Consider the following 14,813-nt stretch of genomic DNA (forward strand, 5'->3'; position numbering starts at 1 on the left):
TCAGTTGTATCGAAAGAATTATTTTTTCTCATCTTTTTTTGTCTGAGAGGTTTTCTTTTTCGCTTCAGATTCTTTCTCTTTTTTCTCTTGATCGGCTTTTGACTGCTCTTTTTGTTCAGCTGTTTCATCTGTTTGGCTTGCGCTCGAGGAGTCACTTGTGCTTGTCTCGGTTGTTTCTTTTTCTTCATATTTCGCCATTTCTTTAATGATTGGATCCAGTTGTTTTTGTTTTTCTTCAGCAGAAAGGCTGTCATCGTTTTGAATTTCATTGCGGTAGGCGACAAGTGCCGTGAATATGTACCTGTCGTCTCCAAGCACCCGTGCAATATCAAGTGCTTCCTTGCTATTGCCTTGTCCAATATGAATCCAGAATAGGAAGTATTGCGGATCTGTCTGTAATGTGTACGTTTCTGTGATTTCTTTTTTATGCTGATCAAGTAAGAGGCTGCCTTGATTCGTTTGTACATACGAAATGGCCAGTTCATATTGAAGAGAGACTGGCATTTTATTGGCTGGATATTTCTCTAACGTATCCACCACTTGACTGTACTGCTTGTTGAGATAATATTTGTTTGCCTCGACGTATGCCTCTTGTTTTGGCATGGCAAAAAAGTAGGTATAAATGGTGTACACCAATGCAGGGATTAACAGGACAAGCAGACCTAGTCCAATGTATCGCTCGATCTTCCATTTCTTTTTAGGGATGGTTAAGAGCGTTTTTTCTTTCGTATCGATTGCTTTGATCTTTTGCTCAATCAAAGCTGACAATTCTTCCAGCGACTTCGTTTCACTAATTTCTTTTGCCAGCTCAGATAATTTCAACGTTTCATTGTAAGCCACATATTCTTGAAATTGATATTCATGGTCAACCACTCGAAGAACGACGGCCTTGACCTCTTTTAACAGGCGATGCTCATCAGTTTCATATGGCGGGATGCTTTCTTTGACTCCATAATGCAAAAATGCAGGAGCTAAGCCTTGATGAAAAACAATGTTTTCAGGAGAAACAATAGGATGCAGCCGCTTCACGTCGTGTTTAAGAACTGCATCGACAAGCTGGTATGAAAAAATCCATTTGCTTTTTTCATCCTTTGCATGGATGAAACGAAATTCCTGATAGGCAGGAGGCGGTTGAATAGAAATGATGACCTCATCTTCAGTTAATTGAATCTCTTTCTGAAATGAAGGGTTGATGTCTTTGATCGGTGCCGCTTCTAAACCGTCTAAGAGTTTAATTGTCTCTTTTTGAAAAATAAAGGTATAGGTGCCTCCCTCTTTTTTCATGACTGCTTCTAATTGTTCTTCTAAATAGGAACTCTTTTTATCTGCCATTTACAAAAGTCCTTTCATAGTATTTCCAGCCTGTCTCCTGTGGTAATTCCACAGTCTGACAGCTTATATTCGCCTGAAAACACAGCTTTCTTATTGACTACTCGCACCCATCCGCCTTCCCGCTTTGGAAGCGAGATTTGTTTTGCCTGCCAGGCGATATGGATGACTTGTTTAATATGTAAATAATTTGATAGTCTCAAATCAAACACACTGCCATCATAATTTTTTAAGTCGATGGTAATATCGATATACACAAATTTCCACCTCACAAAATAGAAAGAGCGCCGGCATCCATTGACAGACTCGGCGCTGTTTCTGCTTTTCACACTTAGAAAGGAAATCCCCTTGATTAGCCGCGGATTTGGCTTGCGATGTCTTGGTCAGTGCTTTCAAGTGTATTTGCCGTTTGATCAAGCTGATTGCTGACATCTGTTAATAGATCAGACATTTTGATAAATGAAGGCTTAAGCTGTTCGTATTGATCAGCAAATGCTTCACTAGAAGCACCTTCCCACATTCCTTTTAAATCAGAGATCATTCTATTTAGACGATCAACTTGGTTTAACACTTCTTGACTTTCAACACCATATTGCTTAGCGGTCGCTCTTAGTTCTTCTGGGGTTACGCGAATAATTCCTGACATATTCCTCATTACCTCCCGTGCATAGCCGCCATATAATGGGCTAATCCACTTATTTTTTGACGTTATTATTATAAAAACAGAAATGATACACAGTCAAACAAATCTGTTTTTATTTTACAAAATGAGTCTATAGAATTACTGGTTTTTCGCTTTTTATCTAGTATTTAACAGTTTTTTGGTCATATATTCTTAATAAGTATCCACCGACTTCGGTGGACCTTTCCGCCTATTGATTTTTTACTACGTTATTATTGTACTATTTCTTTTTCATCGTGCTTCAACATCCACTTGCTTGCTTCTCACAACTTTTTGTTTTTTTAAGTTTATGGCAGTTTTTTGTTGATTTACGTACCTCATTCTCTTCATAATGTAAGTACGTGAAATATTCGAAAAAGCAGGGGTTTTTTATGACAAAAAAGACAGATCCGTTTAAGTATAGTCTTGATCGTTTAGAGGATGTGGCAGACCAAATAAGTGATGTGCTCAATTGCCCTATTACTATAGAAGATACTCATCATCGATTATTGGCATATAGTACACACAATGATTTTACTGATCCCGCCAGAACTTCAACCATTATCTCCCGCCGGGTACCGGAAAAAGTCATCAATCGGCTTTGGAAGGACGGCATCATTCCTACACTCCTTAAAACAGACGAACCGCTTCGTGTCCCTCAAATTGCAGAGGTGGGTTTATCTAGCAGGGTCGCCATATCCATCTGGAAGGATAAAGAAGTGCTCGGATTTATTTGGGCGATTGAATCTACGCAGCCATTTTCAGAAGAAGAAATGGACCTTCTCAAAATGGCAGCACATGCCGTGAAAAACAAATTACTCAATTTACAAATTCGAAAAACGAAAACAGAGGAACGCAATCAGGAGCTTTTCTGGAAAATGCTCACGGGTCATATTCATGAAAAGGATGAGATGCTTGACCTTTTTTTAAGACTTGGCATCAGATGTCCAGACACATATGCCATCATCATCTTCCGTCTTCGTGACGAACTCACAGAGGAGACAGAAAAAAAGCTGTCCTATCTGCTTGAAACAACACAGCAAGTACAGGTATTGTTAACGACTGTTGATTTTCACGAATTCATTATTCTTGTCTCACCAAAAACAGAACATCCACTTCAAGATATTAAACAATTCACAAGCGGCATGCTGCAGCAGCTTGCGGACCGGTATCATATTCAGCATGTTCAGGCAGCAATTGGAGGAATTTACGATAACATCTCTCAAATTCAGCCTTCCTATAAAGAAGCACTGGCTGTATTAAAAACGAAAGAACGCTTTCCAGTTGAAACAGAACGTTTAAACAGCTTTTCTGAACTAGGCATTTATCAATACCTTGATGTGCTTGCTGAGAAGCGAAAGGGCTCTTCTTACTCCAGTTACTCTTTATCGAAGCTGGAGGATTACGACCTGAGGCATCATTCCAACCTCGTCGAAACACTTGAACGGTTTATTGACTGTGACAGCAATGCCAATATTGCCGCAAAGCAATTAAATATCCACATCAATACATTAAATTATCGATTAAAACGGATTACAGACATCGCAGAAATTGATTTAAAAAACATGAATGAGAAAATGACCATATACCTTGATATGAAGCTAAAAAACGTCCATTTGTGAAATTTCACAAAGAGGCGTTTTTTTATTTTTTATTTCAACCGAAGAATTTTCTAAACTTTCAGGATACACTAGACATACAATATCAATAGATAAGCATAGGAGGAATAAACATGATCATCGGCATTCCGAAAGAAATTAAGAACAATGAAAACCGAGTGGCATTAACACCAGGAGCAGCTTCTCAATTGCTTTCAGCTGGACATCAGATTTTAATTGAAACAAACGCTGGTTTTGGAAGCGGATTCACTGATGACGATTATGTATCTGTTGGTGCAGAGATTCTTGATCAGGCGAAAGATGTATGGGCATCTTCTGATATGATCATGAAAGTAAAAGAACCATTACCTGAGGAATATCCTTATTTCAGAGAAGGACTCATCTTATTTACGTACCTGCATCTAGCCGCAGAGCCCTCCTTGGCTGAAGCATTAAAACAAAAAGGCGTTACAGCCATTGCTTATGAAACCGTAACGGACGGAAAATCACTCCCTCTTCTCACACCTATGTCTGAAGTAGCAGGCAGAATGGCCGCTCAAATTGGTGCACAATTTTTAGAAAAGCCAAAAGGCGGAAAGGGTATTTTACTTGCAGGTGTACCAGGGGTATCAAGAGGAAAGGTCACCATTATTGGCGGCGGAGTTGTTGGAACAAACGCAGCGAAAATGGCAATCGGACTTGGCGCAGATGTCACCCTGATTGATGTAAATGCAGAACGCCTGCGTCAGCTGGACGACCAATTTGGCCATCAAATGAAAACGTTAATGTCCAACCCTGTCAACATTGCAGATTCAGTCAGTGAAGCAGATCTTCTCATTTGTGCTGTGCTGATTCCTGGTGCCAAAGCACCGACACTTGTGACAGAAGAAATGGTGAAACAAATGAAACCTGGTTCTGTCATTGTAGATGTAGCGATTGATCAAGGCGGCATTGTCGAAACCATTGATCATATCACAACCCATGACCAACCTACTTATGAAAAACACGGCATATTGCATTATGCTGTCGCCAACATGCCAGGTGCGGTTCCGCGGACATCAACTGTTGCGTTAACGAATGTCACTGTTCCATATGCACTGCAAATTGCGAATAAAGGCGCTGCTAAAGCCATTAGAGAAAACAACGCCATCGCAGAAGGCGTCAATGTCATGAACGGACATATCACGTACGAAGCGGTTGCTCGTGATCTCGGCTATGATTACGTACCTGTCAGCAAAGCCATCGATGCCACTTTTATGACCGAAGCTTAATCTACTCCCCGCCCTCTTGATGGGCGGGTTTTATTGTTAACCTTAAATAAAAACAAGTTGACAAAATTTCTTCTTCCCCTTAATCTATTTGTACAGATAAGACAGGGGGAAACATCATGCAAAAGAAGACACGAACTGCTGACTTTGTGCTAGTCGGAATGTTTGCTGCACTCATGGCTATCGGGGCCAATATCACATCCATTGTGCCGTTTTTACAAGTCGGCGGAATTCCACTTACGATGCAGCCGTTTTTTTGTGTGCTTGCCGGTCTCTTACTAGGCAGACGGCTCGGGGCATTAGCTATGATTGTCTATGCCTTGGTTGGAATTGCTGGTGCACCAGTATTTGCTCAGTTCTCTGCGGGCTTTGGGGTCATTTTAGGCAAAAGCGGCGGCTTTGTATTATCATACATCCCTGCTGCCTGGCTTGCCGGATTCATTCTGGAAAAAAGAAAAAGCCCTGGCTTTGGCCGATTTTTGCTTGCAGCCATTGCTGGTACGACCGTGATGTATGTGATTGGAACGACCTATACATACCTCGCATTAAATGTATGGCTCAATGCACCGATTTCCTATCAAACCACATGGTTCTTTATGATCTGGTTTATGGTAAAAGACTACGCATTGACTATATTACTTGCCATGCTGGCACCTAAAATTTATCGCTCTGTATCCAAAGCCACATCCTTTCGAAAACAAGAAGCTGTATCATAGAAAAAAGAGCCTGTCATCATTCAGGCTCTTTTTTCATCGTTACTCAGCGTATTGATCTATGATTTGTTCTAGCATTCCTTCAAGCACTTCTACATTTTCAAGATCTGATGGACTGAAGCGGTAGCGCGCAAGCTGTTCTCCTTCATTATACATCTCTTCGAGCCATCCTCTTAGGCCTCTTGCTCTGCGGTCGACTTCAAAAACAATGTCCAAGCCGCCTTCATCTATCAGAAAAATCAGCTCTAGCTCATCAAGCATATAGCGATAGTAGTCTGATGTCGGAATGAACTCGAATTCTTGGACGAATGGCAGGCGCCGCTGAAAGTAAGGTGCTTGCTCACAGTCTGCTTCGTTCAGGTGGAAGCCAAGATTTCTAGTGGCCTCCAGTACATTTCTCACCCAAGGATGTGCTTCAACGAAAATGCGGTCATAGTCAGATTTATCGATTCCGCCTTGGATATCAAGGTCTGTCTCCACTGCAATTTCTACTTTTCCGATCGTCATCGGGGTATCAATAGGAAGAATAAATGAAAACGGAAATTCATGCTTTTCTCCAGGCTGGATGGTAAAAGAATCCGCCACCCGGACAGAATGGATGTTGGCATATTTTCTACGCTCTTCATCATCTTTTACAATCACATACTGTGTTTCAATTTTAACATTGATATGACGGATTTCCTGAGAGATTTTCCCGCCCTTTACATGGACAGTTCCCTTTACTTCTTGTCCTGGATAATAAGCGTTTTTCTCCAAAATGGTATCTACTTTCGCTGCACCAATCCCAGCACTTGCCGCTAGCTTTTTAAAAAATGACATATCCCATCTTCCCCTTTTCATTTTTATCAGCATATATACGTAAGATAGAGGAAGAAAGATTCATTTAATTCATACTTTTGTCCTAATTATTTTTTCATCTACGAACAACAAAAAAGCTTATAGAAAAAACATCATCGTTTTCTCTACAAGCTTTTCATTTTACAGAATAATCGCCGCCAGCCAGCCGAACAGAACAAGCGGAATATTATAATAGATAAAAGTCGGGACACAAGTTCCCCAAATGTGGTGATGCTGTCCATCCATATTCAATCCAGATGTTGGTCCAAGCGTACTGTCACTTGCAGGTGAACCTGCATCTCCAACAGCCGCAGCAGAGCCAATAATGGCAATGGTGGCCATTGGACTAAATCCTAAGTGTAAGCAAAGTGGAACAAAGATGGTTGTAATAATCGGAATCGTTGCAAATGATGATCCGATCCCCATTGTCACAAGCAGGCCGACAAGCAGCATTAAAATCGCTGCAAGGCTCTGGCTGTTGCCGATAAATTGGGAAGATGCCTTGACAAGAGATTCAATGTCTCCTGTTTTTGTTAAAACGTTGGCAAACCCAGCGGCAACAAGCATAACAAAACCGATAAATGCCATCATATTCATTCCAGATGTAATGAGTTCATCTGCTTCATCGCGTTTCATCATTCCAGTCACAAACAAGACAAGCAGTCCTGCGAGTGCACCGAAGATCATTCCTTCCACACCAAGGCTTTGCGATAGATAAAGCTGGACAATCAACGAAACGAGAATAGCAAGACCGGCAAAGAATAAGCTTTTTTTCGTATAAGCCGATTTCTCTACATCTGTAATTTCACGATTCTCATATACCTTCGGCTTTCGATAGACAAAAATGGAAACGATCAAGCCAAGAACCATTCCTGCTACAGGAATCAGCATCGCATACGGAATATCTGCAAGGTTTACGGTCAGACCCGCTTCCTTCATATTGTCACGAAGCATTCCGTGGAAAATCTGTCCAAAACCGACTGGAAGTAATATATATGGTGCAGTGAGTCCGAAGGTAATGACACACGCTAGCAGTCTGCGGTCAATCTGAAGCTCGTTAAACACCTTTAATAACGGCGGAATTAAGACTGGGATAAAGGCAATGTGAACAGGAACGACGTTCTGTGAAAAACAGGACACGATCAAAATGACAAGAACGATGAGCACTTTTGATAGTGTTTTCCGTCTTGAATCCCCTTCTTTTCCTAGAAGCTTCACTGCTCCTTCAACCATAGCATCTGGTAGACCTGTTTTCGTCAGTGCCGCAGCAAATGCCCCTAATAACGCATAACTAATCGCCACGGTTGCATTTCCTCCGAGTCCGTCCGTAAAGGCGTTCACTGTTCCTCCCAAGCCTAATCCACCTGCAAGTCCGCCAGCTAAAGCGCCTATTGCCAGCGCAATCACGACATTGACCCGCAGCAAGCTTAATATCAACATTAAAACAACCGCTAAAACAACTGCATTCATGGTGAAACCCCCGAAATCCTTTAGTTTACTAATGTAGTAGATAATTAAAGTACCAACGTATGTTACCATAGAAAAAAAACTTCGTCAAATGGCGTATGTCCTACATAAAAAAAGCTCTGCCATCCGGCAGAGCCCTATCCTTTATTTTGTTCCTTCAAATCGTTCCACAAATGTAGCAAGTGATCTTACCATCACACCTGTTGCCCCTGTTGGCCCAAAGCATGAAGGTTTTTCTGTTGTTGCAGTTCCTGCAATATCTAAGTGAACCCAAGGCGTATCCTCTGCGAATTCACCAATGAAAGCACCTGCCATGATCGCATGACCATCACGGCCTGGTGAGTTATTGAGATCAGCCATTTTGCTGTTTCGTACTCGTTTCTTATCTTTTTCCGTGATTGGCAGCTGCCAGATCATTTCACCGCATTCTTCTGATGCTTCTTTAAACTGAGCGTACAGCTCATCGTTATTGGTCATTACGCCTGTTGTCTCATTTCCAAGCGCCACAATGACACCACCTGTTAATGTGGCCACATCTACAAGGACAGAGGCACCGTGCTGCTTCGCATATGTCACCCCATCTGCTAAAACAAGACGGCCTTCTGCATCTGTATTGAGCACTTCGATTGTTTTCCCGCTTAGTGACACAATGACGTCATCCGGCTTCATAGCGTCTGCGGAAATCATATTATCCGTTGAGGCGATGACCGCAATGACATTTTGCTCTGGGCGAAGTTCTCCGATGATTTCCATTGCGCCTAAAACAGAGGCTGAGCCGCCCATATCTGTTTTCATGCCAACCATACTCGCTCTTGGCTTTAAAGAGTAGCCGCCGGTATCATACGTGATGCCTTTACCAACAAGGCCGATGACGTCTGTCCATTCTTCCTTGCCTTGGTATTTCAGCACGATGAGTTTTGGCGGTTCGGTTGAGCCTCTATTGACGGCTAAAATACCGCCCATTCCGAGCTCTTCCATTTGTTCTTTATCTAAAATTTCAATCTCAAATTCATATTTATATGCAAGCTCTGCCGCATACGAAGCGAGATCAGAGGATGTGAGCATGTTCGGCGGCATATTCACAAGGGTACGGGCCGAATTGACTGACTGTCCGTACACTTCGCCGACTTTCAGACTCGCCTGAATTTCAGCTTGATCATGCTCCGTCGTTGCATAAACAAACTCGATAAAGCGATCTGGTTCATTTGTTTTATGTTTAAAATCCTGTAATTCATATGTAGCTAAAAGGCAGCTTTCAGACAGGGCATGGGCTGCATCTTGAGCAGGCAGATCCTTTCCAATAAACGTATCCAGCAAGACAGAAACCGCTTGCTTTTTATCTTGATGAAGCTTTTTAAATAAATGGGCAAACACTTCTTTTGCCTCTTCAAACGTGTAATCTGATTCCTTCCCAAGCCCGACAAAATAAATGCGTTTGATGCCTGTTTCAGGGGATGGGAAAAACTTCGAAAGCTGATTTCGTTTGGATGAAATGTCGCCTTCTTTTAATAATTCAGTGATTCTTCCTTCAAGTAATTCATCCATTTCTTTTGCTTTTCCTGATAATTGGCTCTTTTGAAAAAGTCCGATCGCCAGTGTATCTTTATGCTGCAATTCATTTGTCGAGAAAAACATATTTATCACACGCTCCTTAATGAACTCCATTTTTCACATTGGAACTTCTATTATATCAAAATTTGCGTGCCTATACGATCATTGCCAGTCTGTCTTTACTTGATGAACATTTATATTTTCACACGTGGAAGGGCATCATGAAAAAGCGCCGAAAACCTAAGCAGCCTGTCCGTGTTCTCCTCGTTCCACATCTAGTTTCTTTAATGTTATAATGAACATGGACTTGGCAGCATTTTTTACTGCTATCATTTTTTCATCATACTAGGATTTTTAGTTCATCATTTTGCACGATATTTTTTCTTAAAGAGAGGATGTTTCTTGTTCATGAGCGTACTGACGAATTTTCCGCTGCTTGCCAGCCTAGCAGCCATCTTTTTTGCACAATTTGTAAAAGTACCGATTCAATTTATTATTTCTAGACGACTAGATTGGTCGCTCATTACAAGCACAGGCGGAATGCCAAGTTCACACTCCGCAGCAGTAACAGCACTCTCCACAGCAGTGGCTTTAGAGCACGGGCTAGATACATCTATCTTTGCCATTTCCGCCATCTTTGCCATTATTACTATGTTTGATGCGACAGGCGTTCGCAGACAGGCAGGAGAACAGGCGACTGTTCTCAACAAGCTCGTAACAGATTTTAACCGATTTGTTTCCGAAGCAAAGAATTTCCCAAATGCGGAAGAAAAAGAAAAGCAAAAGAAATTAAAAGAGCTTCTTGGTCATAAGCCGATTGAAGTCTTCTTCGGCGGTTTAACAGGGATCTTGCTGACACTCATCTTAGATTATTACTTCATGTAGAAGCGAAAAAGCTTTGGACCTTAAATGGCCCAAAGCTTTTTTATTCTTTATTGGCTTGAAACTGCTGACGGAATACTTGCATCGATTCTGCTTCATTGAGCTGATTTAAGTCTTTTTCCGTTAACGTCCCTTCACCCTTTTTGATGATATACACATCGAGCACTTTTTTACCCCATTCTCTATACACATCATCAACGGTTTCATAGTATAAATCAAGCTTATGACCTTTAATCGCTTTCCCGGTATCTGCAACGACACCGTAGCCATAGTTTGGGATAAACAGCACCGTTCCAATCGGAAAAACGGATGGGTCGGCTGCCACTGTTGAATATAAATCACGTTTCACTTTGACGCCTGAATATGTAATGCCATATGCATGATGTTCCTTCGTTTTGCCTGTTGATTCCACACCTGCTGTATAGCCGGTTGCCACAACCTTCTGCTTCGGGTAATCGTTCCAATTAAACGCCTCTTCGAGAGAAACAGATCGCATGTCTTCACTTTTGAGTGCCATCGTTTCCCTTTTTGGCTGCTGAAAAAAAGAAGATACTTGCTTGCCCGCATCGGTCTCCTTCACCCACGCAGCTAAATCACTTGGTTCGACTCCAGATATGCCCGTAAAGCTTGTCAAAAGTGCAATCATGAATAGCGCTGTCATGAACAATCGTTTCATCCATGTTTTCATCTCTATTTGTCACTCCTCTACCCATCTATTTGTTTCCAAACAAAATGGAAACTATGCAAAGGAGAAACAAAAAAACCCACTTGCGTGTCCACAAGTGAGTTAAAACATTTGATACCCTCTTTTTCGAAGTGCATTAATGACAAAACCTGATGCGATCGCACCGATCAGGCCGCTTAATAAGATGATGATATCTGCCGCAGCGAGTGAGACGATTCGGTCTCCTATTCCTGAAAAAGCAGTACCAGGCTCTCTTACATAGGCGATCATCTTTTGATTGTTAATAATGAAAAGGCATACAATTGGATATAAAATAGCCATAATCCATGACATTCTCAGCAGCATATTGAGCAAAAAACCAATGCCAAAGAATAACACGAAAAATAAAATAACTGAAATGATAACGACTGGTAAACTGATCACTTCATCTCCACCCCCAAATATCCCATCATTAGTTTAACTTGGAAATAGAGATGAAGTCAATCAATGGAAAAAGCAGATCGATTAACGCTTCTTTCCTGTCCCTTTACATTCCTCACACGTTTCAGATCCGCCGAGCAATAGCTGAAAATACCCTTTTCCTGAACAATATTGACAGGCTGATGTTTTTTCCTTTGTTTGTGCATTCATTTTGCTCACTCCTTAATCTAAATTTTCTGATAATTCATCATAACATATTTTTCTGTCCAGTACCAAGTGAGAAAATATTCCGTCAAACATGAAAAAACGTGTACCACAGGGATACACGTTTTTGTCTATATCGGTTTAGAAGAACTTGAATTTTCCTTTTTTCAGAACAAGTCCTGGTCCGCCAACCATGAATAATGAACGGTTGTCGATGATTTTTTTCATTGCAGAAGCTTTTGTTCCTTGAAGTTTTTTACCAAACGCAACACCTACAGCGTCGTGTTCACCAAGAGAAGCAACTGTTCCTTTGATGTCTGGCTTAAAGCTTTCAAGAGAACCGCCTTTTACTAGTGCTGCAAGGTTTTTCGCTACTGTTTCACCTTGCTGCATAGCGATTTGTGCAGTTGGTGGGTATGGACGGTTGATTTCTTCATTGATAATCAATGAACAGTCACCAATGATGAAGACATCATCATTTTCTGGTACACGAAGATCTGGAGAAACTTTTACGCGGCCGCGCATGTTTTCAAAACCAGCTTCTTCAACGATTGGGTTACCGCGTACACCTGCAGCCCAAACAACAGTTGCAGCTTTGATTTCTTCTGTATCATCGTCTTTTCCAACAATGATACCTTCAGGCGTACATTCTTTGATCGCTGTACCGATTTTGAACTCAACACCTTTACCTTGAAGGTAGTTCATCGCATAGTCGATCAATTCTGGATCGAATCCAGGAAGAGCTGTTGGCGCAGCTTCTACACAAATGATACGCACGTCTTTTTGATCAATGTCATACTCTTTGCAAAGCTCAGGCACACGGTTTCCAAGCTCACCAAGGAACTCAATACCTGTGAATCCAGCGCCTCCGACAACGATCGTCAAACGCTCTGGACGTTTTTCAGCATCCGTATTATACGTAGCAAATTGAAGCTCGATGTGCTCACGAAGCTGACGAGCAGAGTTGATGTTAGAGATTGAGAATGCGTATTCTTTCAGTCCTGCAATACCAAATGTTTCAGGAACAGCACCAAGTGCAACAACAAGGTAATCATAAGAAAGTTCGCCATCTGATGTCACAACTTTCTTCGCTTCCTTATCAATGCTTTCAACTGTTGCTTGTACAAAGTTGACACGGGAACTGTTAATCACATCTTTGATTTGATAACGACAGCGGTCATGATGAAGTGTACCTGCACTTGCTTCATGTAACCATGTTGTTTCGTAATGATAATTATGCTTGTTCACAAGAGTAATATCCGCATCATTTGTGCCAAGCTGTTTTGTTAATCTTGTTACAGTCATTAATCCGCCATAACCTGCACCTAATACAACGATTTTCGGTTTATTCACTGGAATCACATCCACCTTTTTTAAATTTGCTGTAAAACGGATAAAGAATTACATATCGTTATTCTCAACCGCTTTGCGGCATTTTATGAAATTTAAACAAAAAAATAAGTATGTGAAAATCTGAACTTTCACCTACATAAAACGAAAGCATTTGACCGTATCCGACAAAAATTCATAAAAAATTAATATTTAGTTCCCTTAACAATAATAGCGAGTTCTGCTCCAATTTTCAAGGCTTTAAACTGAAAATCCTTATGATAAACGGTCTTTCTCACTTTTTCCTCCTTTTCAAAGCTTCAGCATCAAAAAACGACAAGTTTTTCAAAACAAGTCAAACGACGATATGTGGTATGATATGATATAGTGATAACAATTTTCATTTGGGAGGATTAAAGGAATGCAAGAAGATTCTAAGGTATATGACATTACCGTTATCGGGGGCGGCCCAGTTGGATTGTTTACTGCGTTTTACGGAGGCATGAGACAGGCAAGTGTGAAAATCATTGAAAGCCTTCCTCAGCTCGGCGGTCAACTATCCGCTCTTTACCCTGAAAAATATATTTATGATGTGGCTGGTTTCCCAAAAATCCGCGCACAAGAATTAGTTGATAACTTAAAGGAACAAATGGATAAATTTGATCAAACCATTTGCTTAGAGCAGGCAGTTGAAACAGTTGAAAAGCAAGCAGATGGGATCTTTAAACTTGTCACAAATCAAGAGGTTCATTACTCTAAAACGATCATCATCACAGCTGGTAACGGTGCATTTCAACCGAGAAAGCTTGAATTGGATACAGCAGAATCATTTGAAGGAAGCAATCTGCACTACTTCATTAATGACCTGAACCAATTTGCCGGCAGACGCGTGGCCGTTCTTGGCGGCGGAGACTCTGCGGTGGATTGGGCACTTATGCTTGAACCAATCGCAAAAGAAGTATCCATCATTCACCGCCGCGATAAATTCCGCGCACATGAGCACAGTGTAGAAAACCTGCACAACTCGAAAGTCAATGTGCTGACTCCATTTGTGCCAACTGAGCTCATTGGTGAAGACCGCATTGAACAGATCGTGCTAGAAGAAGTCAAAGGCGACAAAAAACAAGTGCTTGATGTGGACGATGTGATCGTCAACTTCGGTTTCGTTTCCTCCCTTGGACCAATCAAACAATGGGGCCTTGAAATCGAAAAGAACTCCATCGTAGTGAAATCTACAATGGAAACAAACATCGAAGGCTTCTATGCGGCAGGAGATATCTGCACGTATGAAGGAAAAGTCAAATTGATTGCAAGCGGATTTGGTGAAGCACCAACTGCTGTCAACAATGCGAAAGCCTACATGGACCCGAAAGCCCGTGTACAGCCTCTCCATTCCACAAGCTTATTTGAAAACAAATAAGAACGGATCAAAAAAGGAGTTCCCACTCGCGGAACTCCTTTTTCGTTTATTTAAAAACCCCAATATAGGCATTTGCCATTCCAAGTACCATTGCAGCAAGCAGCACCACAACAATCCCTGCCACAACCAAAATCACCCGATCCTTCACACGTTCCTTTTTCGGAAGCGGCTTCTCAATCCCGCAAGCTGGACACGTTTTGGAACGATACGGAATCAGTTCATGACAGTTCCTGCAATTGATTTGTTCACTCAAACCTCAGCAACCTCTTTTCTCACTACAGTTTATGTTTGGTTTTCATGATACTCTTTTCGAGTGGAAATAGCCAGTTGTTCGGGCCAGCTGTAACAAAATTGAGCGATTTGCGAAAAAAACACAAACAAGATCAACAATGATGTAAATTTTTAAAAAGATGATTGACCCTAACGCAACGTCATATTTTATAGTGGAT

16 protein-coding genes are annotated in these 14,813 nt (G+C 41.4%); 5 read left to right on the plus strand and 11 right to left on the minus strand.

All coding sequences use genetic code 11. From position 1 onward, the window contains the following. Positions 1-18: 18 nt before the first annotated feature. The 3 genes from essB to MHI46_RS15200 form a co-directional block, all read right to left on the minus strand. Positions 19-1,332: a type VII secretion protein EssB gene (essB, locus tag MHI46_RS15190; RefSeq protein WP_342502911.1), complete on the minus strand. Its 1,314-nt coding sequence runs from the start codon at positions 1,330-1,332 to the stop codon at positions 19-21. Between the two features lie 14 nt (positions 1,333-1,346). Then, positions 1,347-1,586 carry an EsaB/YukD family protein gene (locus tag MHI46_RS15195; protein ID WP_003213579.1) on the minus strand — a complete coding sequence of 80 codons (240 nt, stop codon included), beginning with the start codon at positions 1,584-1,586 and terminating at the stop codon, positions 1,347-1,349. Between the two features lie 95 nt (positions 1,587-1,681). Next, positions 1,682-1,975 carry a WXG100 family type VII secretion target gene (locus MHI46_RS15200; RefSeq protein WP_003213769.1) on the minus strand — a complete coding sequence of 98 codons (294 nt, stop codon included), beginning with the start codon at positions 1,973-1,975 and terminating at the stop codon, positions 1,682-1,684. 407 nt (positions 1,976-2,382) lie between these two features. Here MHI46_RS15200 and MHI46_RS15205 point away from each other — a divergent pair, with 407 nt between their 5' ends. The 3 genes from MHI46_RS15205 to MHI46_RS15215 all read left to right on the plus strand — a co-directional run bounded on the left by MHI46_RS15205 (position 2,383) and on the right by MHI46_RS15215 (position 5,572). Then, positions 2,383-3,612: a PucR family transcriptional regulator gene (locus tag MHI46_RS15205; protein WP_039181162.1), complete on the plus strand. Its 1,230-nt coding sequence runs from the start codon at positions 2,383-2,385 to the stop codon at positions 3,610-3,612. A 110-nt stretch (positions 3,613-3,722) separates the two neighbouring features. Continuing rightward, positions 3,723-4,859 carry an alanine dehydrogenase gene (ald, locus tag MHI46_RS15210; protein WP_034282594.1) on the plus strand — a complete coding sequence of 379 codons (1,137 nt, stop codon included), beginning with the start codon at positions 3,723-3,725 and terminating at the stop codon, positions 4,857-4,859. Positions 4,860-4,975: 116 nt separating this feature from the next. Then, on the plus strand, positions 4,976-5,572 hold the full coding sequence (locus MHI46_RS15215) for a biotin transporter BioY (protein ID WP_058838089.1): 597 nt from the start codon (positions 4,976-4,978) through the stop codon (positions 5,570-5,572). Between the two features lie 39 nt (positions 5,573-5,611). Here the strand turns inward: MHI46_RS15215 and MHI46_RS15220 are convergent, their stop codons facing one another. The 3 genes from MHI46_RS15220 to MHI46_RS15230 form a co-directional block, all read right to left on the minus strand. Then, positions 5,612-6,388 (minus strand): sporulation protein, encoded by a 777-nt coding sequence (locus tag MHI46_RS15220; protein WP_059375939.1) that lies wholly within the window; start codon positions 6,386-6,388, stop codon positions 5,612-5,614. Positions 6,389-6,547: 159 nt separating this feature from the next. After that, complete coding sequence (locus MHI46_RS15225) at positions 6,548-7,876, minus strand: Na+/H+ antiporter family protein (RefSeq protein ID WP_059375941.1); 1,329 nt, start codon at positions 7,874-7,876, stop codon at positions 6,548-6,550. Between the two features lie 141 nt (positions 7,877-8,017). Then, the gene (locus MHI46_RS15230) at positions 8,018-9,508 is read right to left on the minus strand and encodes a leucyl aminopeptidase (RefSeq protein WP_047203324.1); all 1,491 of its coding nucleotides are present in this window, start codon (positions 9,506-9,508) and stop codon (positions 8,018-8,020) included. Between the two features lie 324 nt (positions 9,509-9,832). Between MHI46_RS15230 and MHI46_RS15235 the strand changes: the two genes are divergently transcribed. Beyond that, positions 9,833-10,309, plus strand: a complete 477-nt coding sequence (locus tag MHI46_RS15235) for a divergent PAP2 family protein (protein ID WP_024423347.1) — start codon at positions 9,833-9,835, stop codon at positions 10,307-10,309. 40 nt (positions 10,310-10,349) lie between these two features. Here MHI46_RS15235 and MHI46_RS15240 read toward each other — a convergent pair whose 3' ends face one another. The 4 genes from MHI46_RS15240 to MHI46_RS15255 form a co-directional block, all read right to left on the minus strand. Beyond that, on the minus strand, positions 10,350-10,994 hold the full coding sequence (locus MHI46_RS15240; protein WP_039181168.1) for a 3D domain-containing protein: 645 nt from the start codon (positions 10,992-10,994) through the stop codon (positions 10,350-10,352). A gap of 99 nt (positions 10,995-11,093) precedes the next feature. After that, a complete protein-coding gene (locus MHI46_RS15245) occupies positions 11,094-11,414 on the minus strand; it encodes a YuiB family protein (RefSeq protein WP_039181171.1) in 321 nt (106 codons plus the stop codon). Positions 11,415-11,495: 81 nt separating this feature from the next. Then, positions 11,496-11,621, minus strand: coding sequence for a YuiA family protein (locus tag MHI46_RS15250; protein ID WP_158333015.1), 126 nt, complete (start codon positions 11,619-11,621; stop codon positions 11,496-11,498). A gap of 135 nt (positions 11,622-11,756) precedes the next feature. Further along, positions 11,757-12,974 carry an NAD(P)/FAD-dependent oxidoreductase gene (locus MHI46_RS15255; RefSeq protein WP_024423350.1) on the minus strand — a complete coding sequence of 406 codons (1,218 nt, stop codon included), beginning with the start codon at positions 12,972-12,974 and terminating at the stop codon, positions 11,757-11,759. 391 nt (positions 12,975-13,365) lie between these two features. On the opposite strand from MHI46_RS15255, the gene yumC reads away from it, so the two are divergent. After that, entirely contained in the window at positions 13,366-14,364 is a 999-nt protein-coding gene (yumC, locus tag MHI46_RS15260) for a ferredoxin--NADP reductase 2 (RefSeq protein WP_039181175.1), read from the plus strand. 46 nt (positions 14,365-14,410) lie between these two features. On the opposite strand, the gene MHI46_RS15265 is transcribed toward yumC, so the two are convergent. After that, on the minus strand, positions 14,411-14,617 hold the full coding sequence (locus MHI46_RS15265; protein ID WP_012011136.1) for a hypothetical protein: 207 nt from the start codon (positions 14,615-14,617) through the stop codon (positions 14,411-14,413). Positions 14,618-14,813 lie beyond the last annotated feature (196 nt).

The organism is Bacillus sp. FSL K6-1000, from assembly GCF_038630785.1.
In the GTDB taxonomy this organism is placed as follows: Bacteria; Bacillota; Bacilli; order Bacillales; family Bacillaceae; genus Bacillus; species Bacillus safensis.

Bases quoted from the DNA above. Each gene is read 5' to 3' on its own strand.
- essB (WP_342502911.1), bottom strand. From the start codon at position 1,332: ATGGCAGATAAAAAGAGTTCCTATTTAGAAGAACAATTAGAAGCAGTC.
- MHI46_RS15200 (WP_003213769.1), bottom strand. From the start codon at position 1,975: ATGTCAGGAATTATTCGCGTAACCCCAGAAGAACTAAGAGCGACCGCT.
- MHI46_RS15205 (WP_039181162.1), top strand. From the start codon at position 2,383: ATGACAAAAAAGACAGATCCGTTTAAGTATAGTCTTGATCGTTTAGAG.
- ald (WP_034282594.1), top strand. From the start codon at position 3,723: ATGATCATCGGCATTCCGAAAGAAATTAAGAACAATGAAAACCGAGTG.
- MHI46_RS15215 (WP_058838089.1), top strand. From the start codon at position 4,976: ATGCAAAAGAAGACACGAACTGCTGACTTTGTGCTAGTCGGAATGTTT.
- MHI46_RS15220 (WP_059375939.1), bottom strand. From the start codon at position 6,388: ATGTCATTTTTTAAAAAGCTAGCGGCAAGTGCTGGGATTGGTGCAGCG.
- MHI46_RS15225 (WP_059375941.1), bottom strand. From the start codon at position 7,876: ATGAATGCAGTTGTTTTAGCGGTTGTTTTAATGTTGATATTAAGCTTG.
- MHI46_RS15230 (WP_047203324.1), bottom strand. From the start codon at position 9,508: ATGTTTTTCTCGACAAATGAATTGCAGCATAAAGATACACTGGCGATC.
- MHI46_RS15235 (WP_024423347.1), top strand. From the start codon at position 9,833: ATGAGCGTACTGACGAATTTTCCGCTGCTTGCCAGCCTAGCAGCCATC.
- MHI46_RS15240 (WP_039181168.1), bottom strand. From the start codon at position 10,994: ATGAAAACATGGATGAAACGATTGTTCATGACAGCGCTATTCATGATT.
- MHI46_RS15250 (WP_158333015.1), bottom strand. From the start codon at position 11,621: ATGAATGCACAAACAAAGGAAAAAACATCAGCCTGTCAATATTGTTCA.
- yumC (WP_039181175.1), top strand. From the start codon at position 13,366: ATGCAAGAAGATTCTAAGGTATATGACATTACCGTTATCGGGGGCGGC.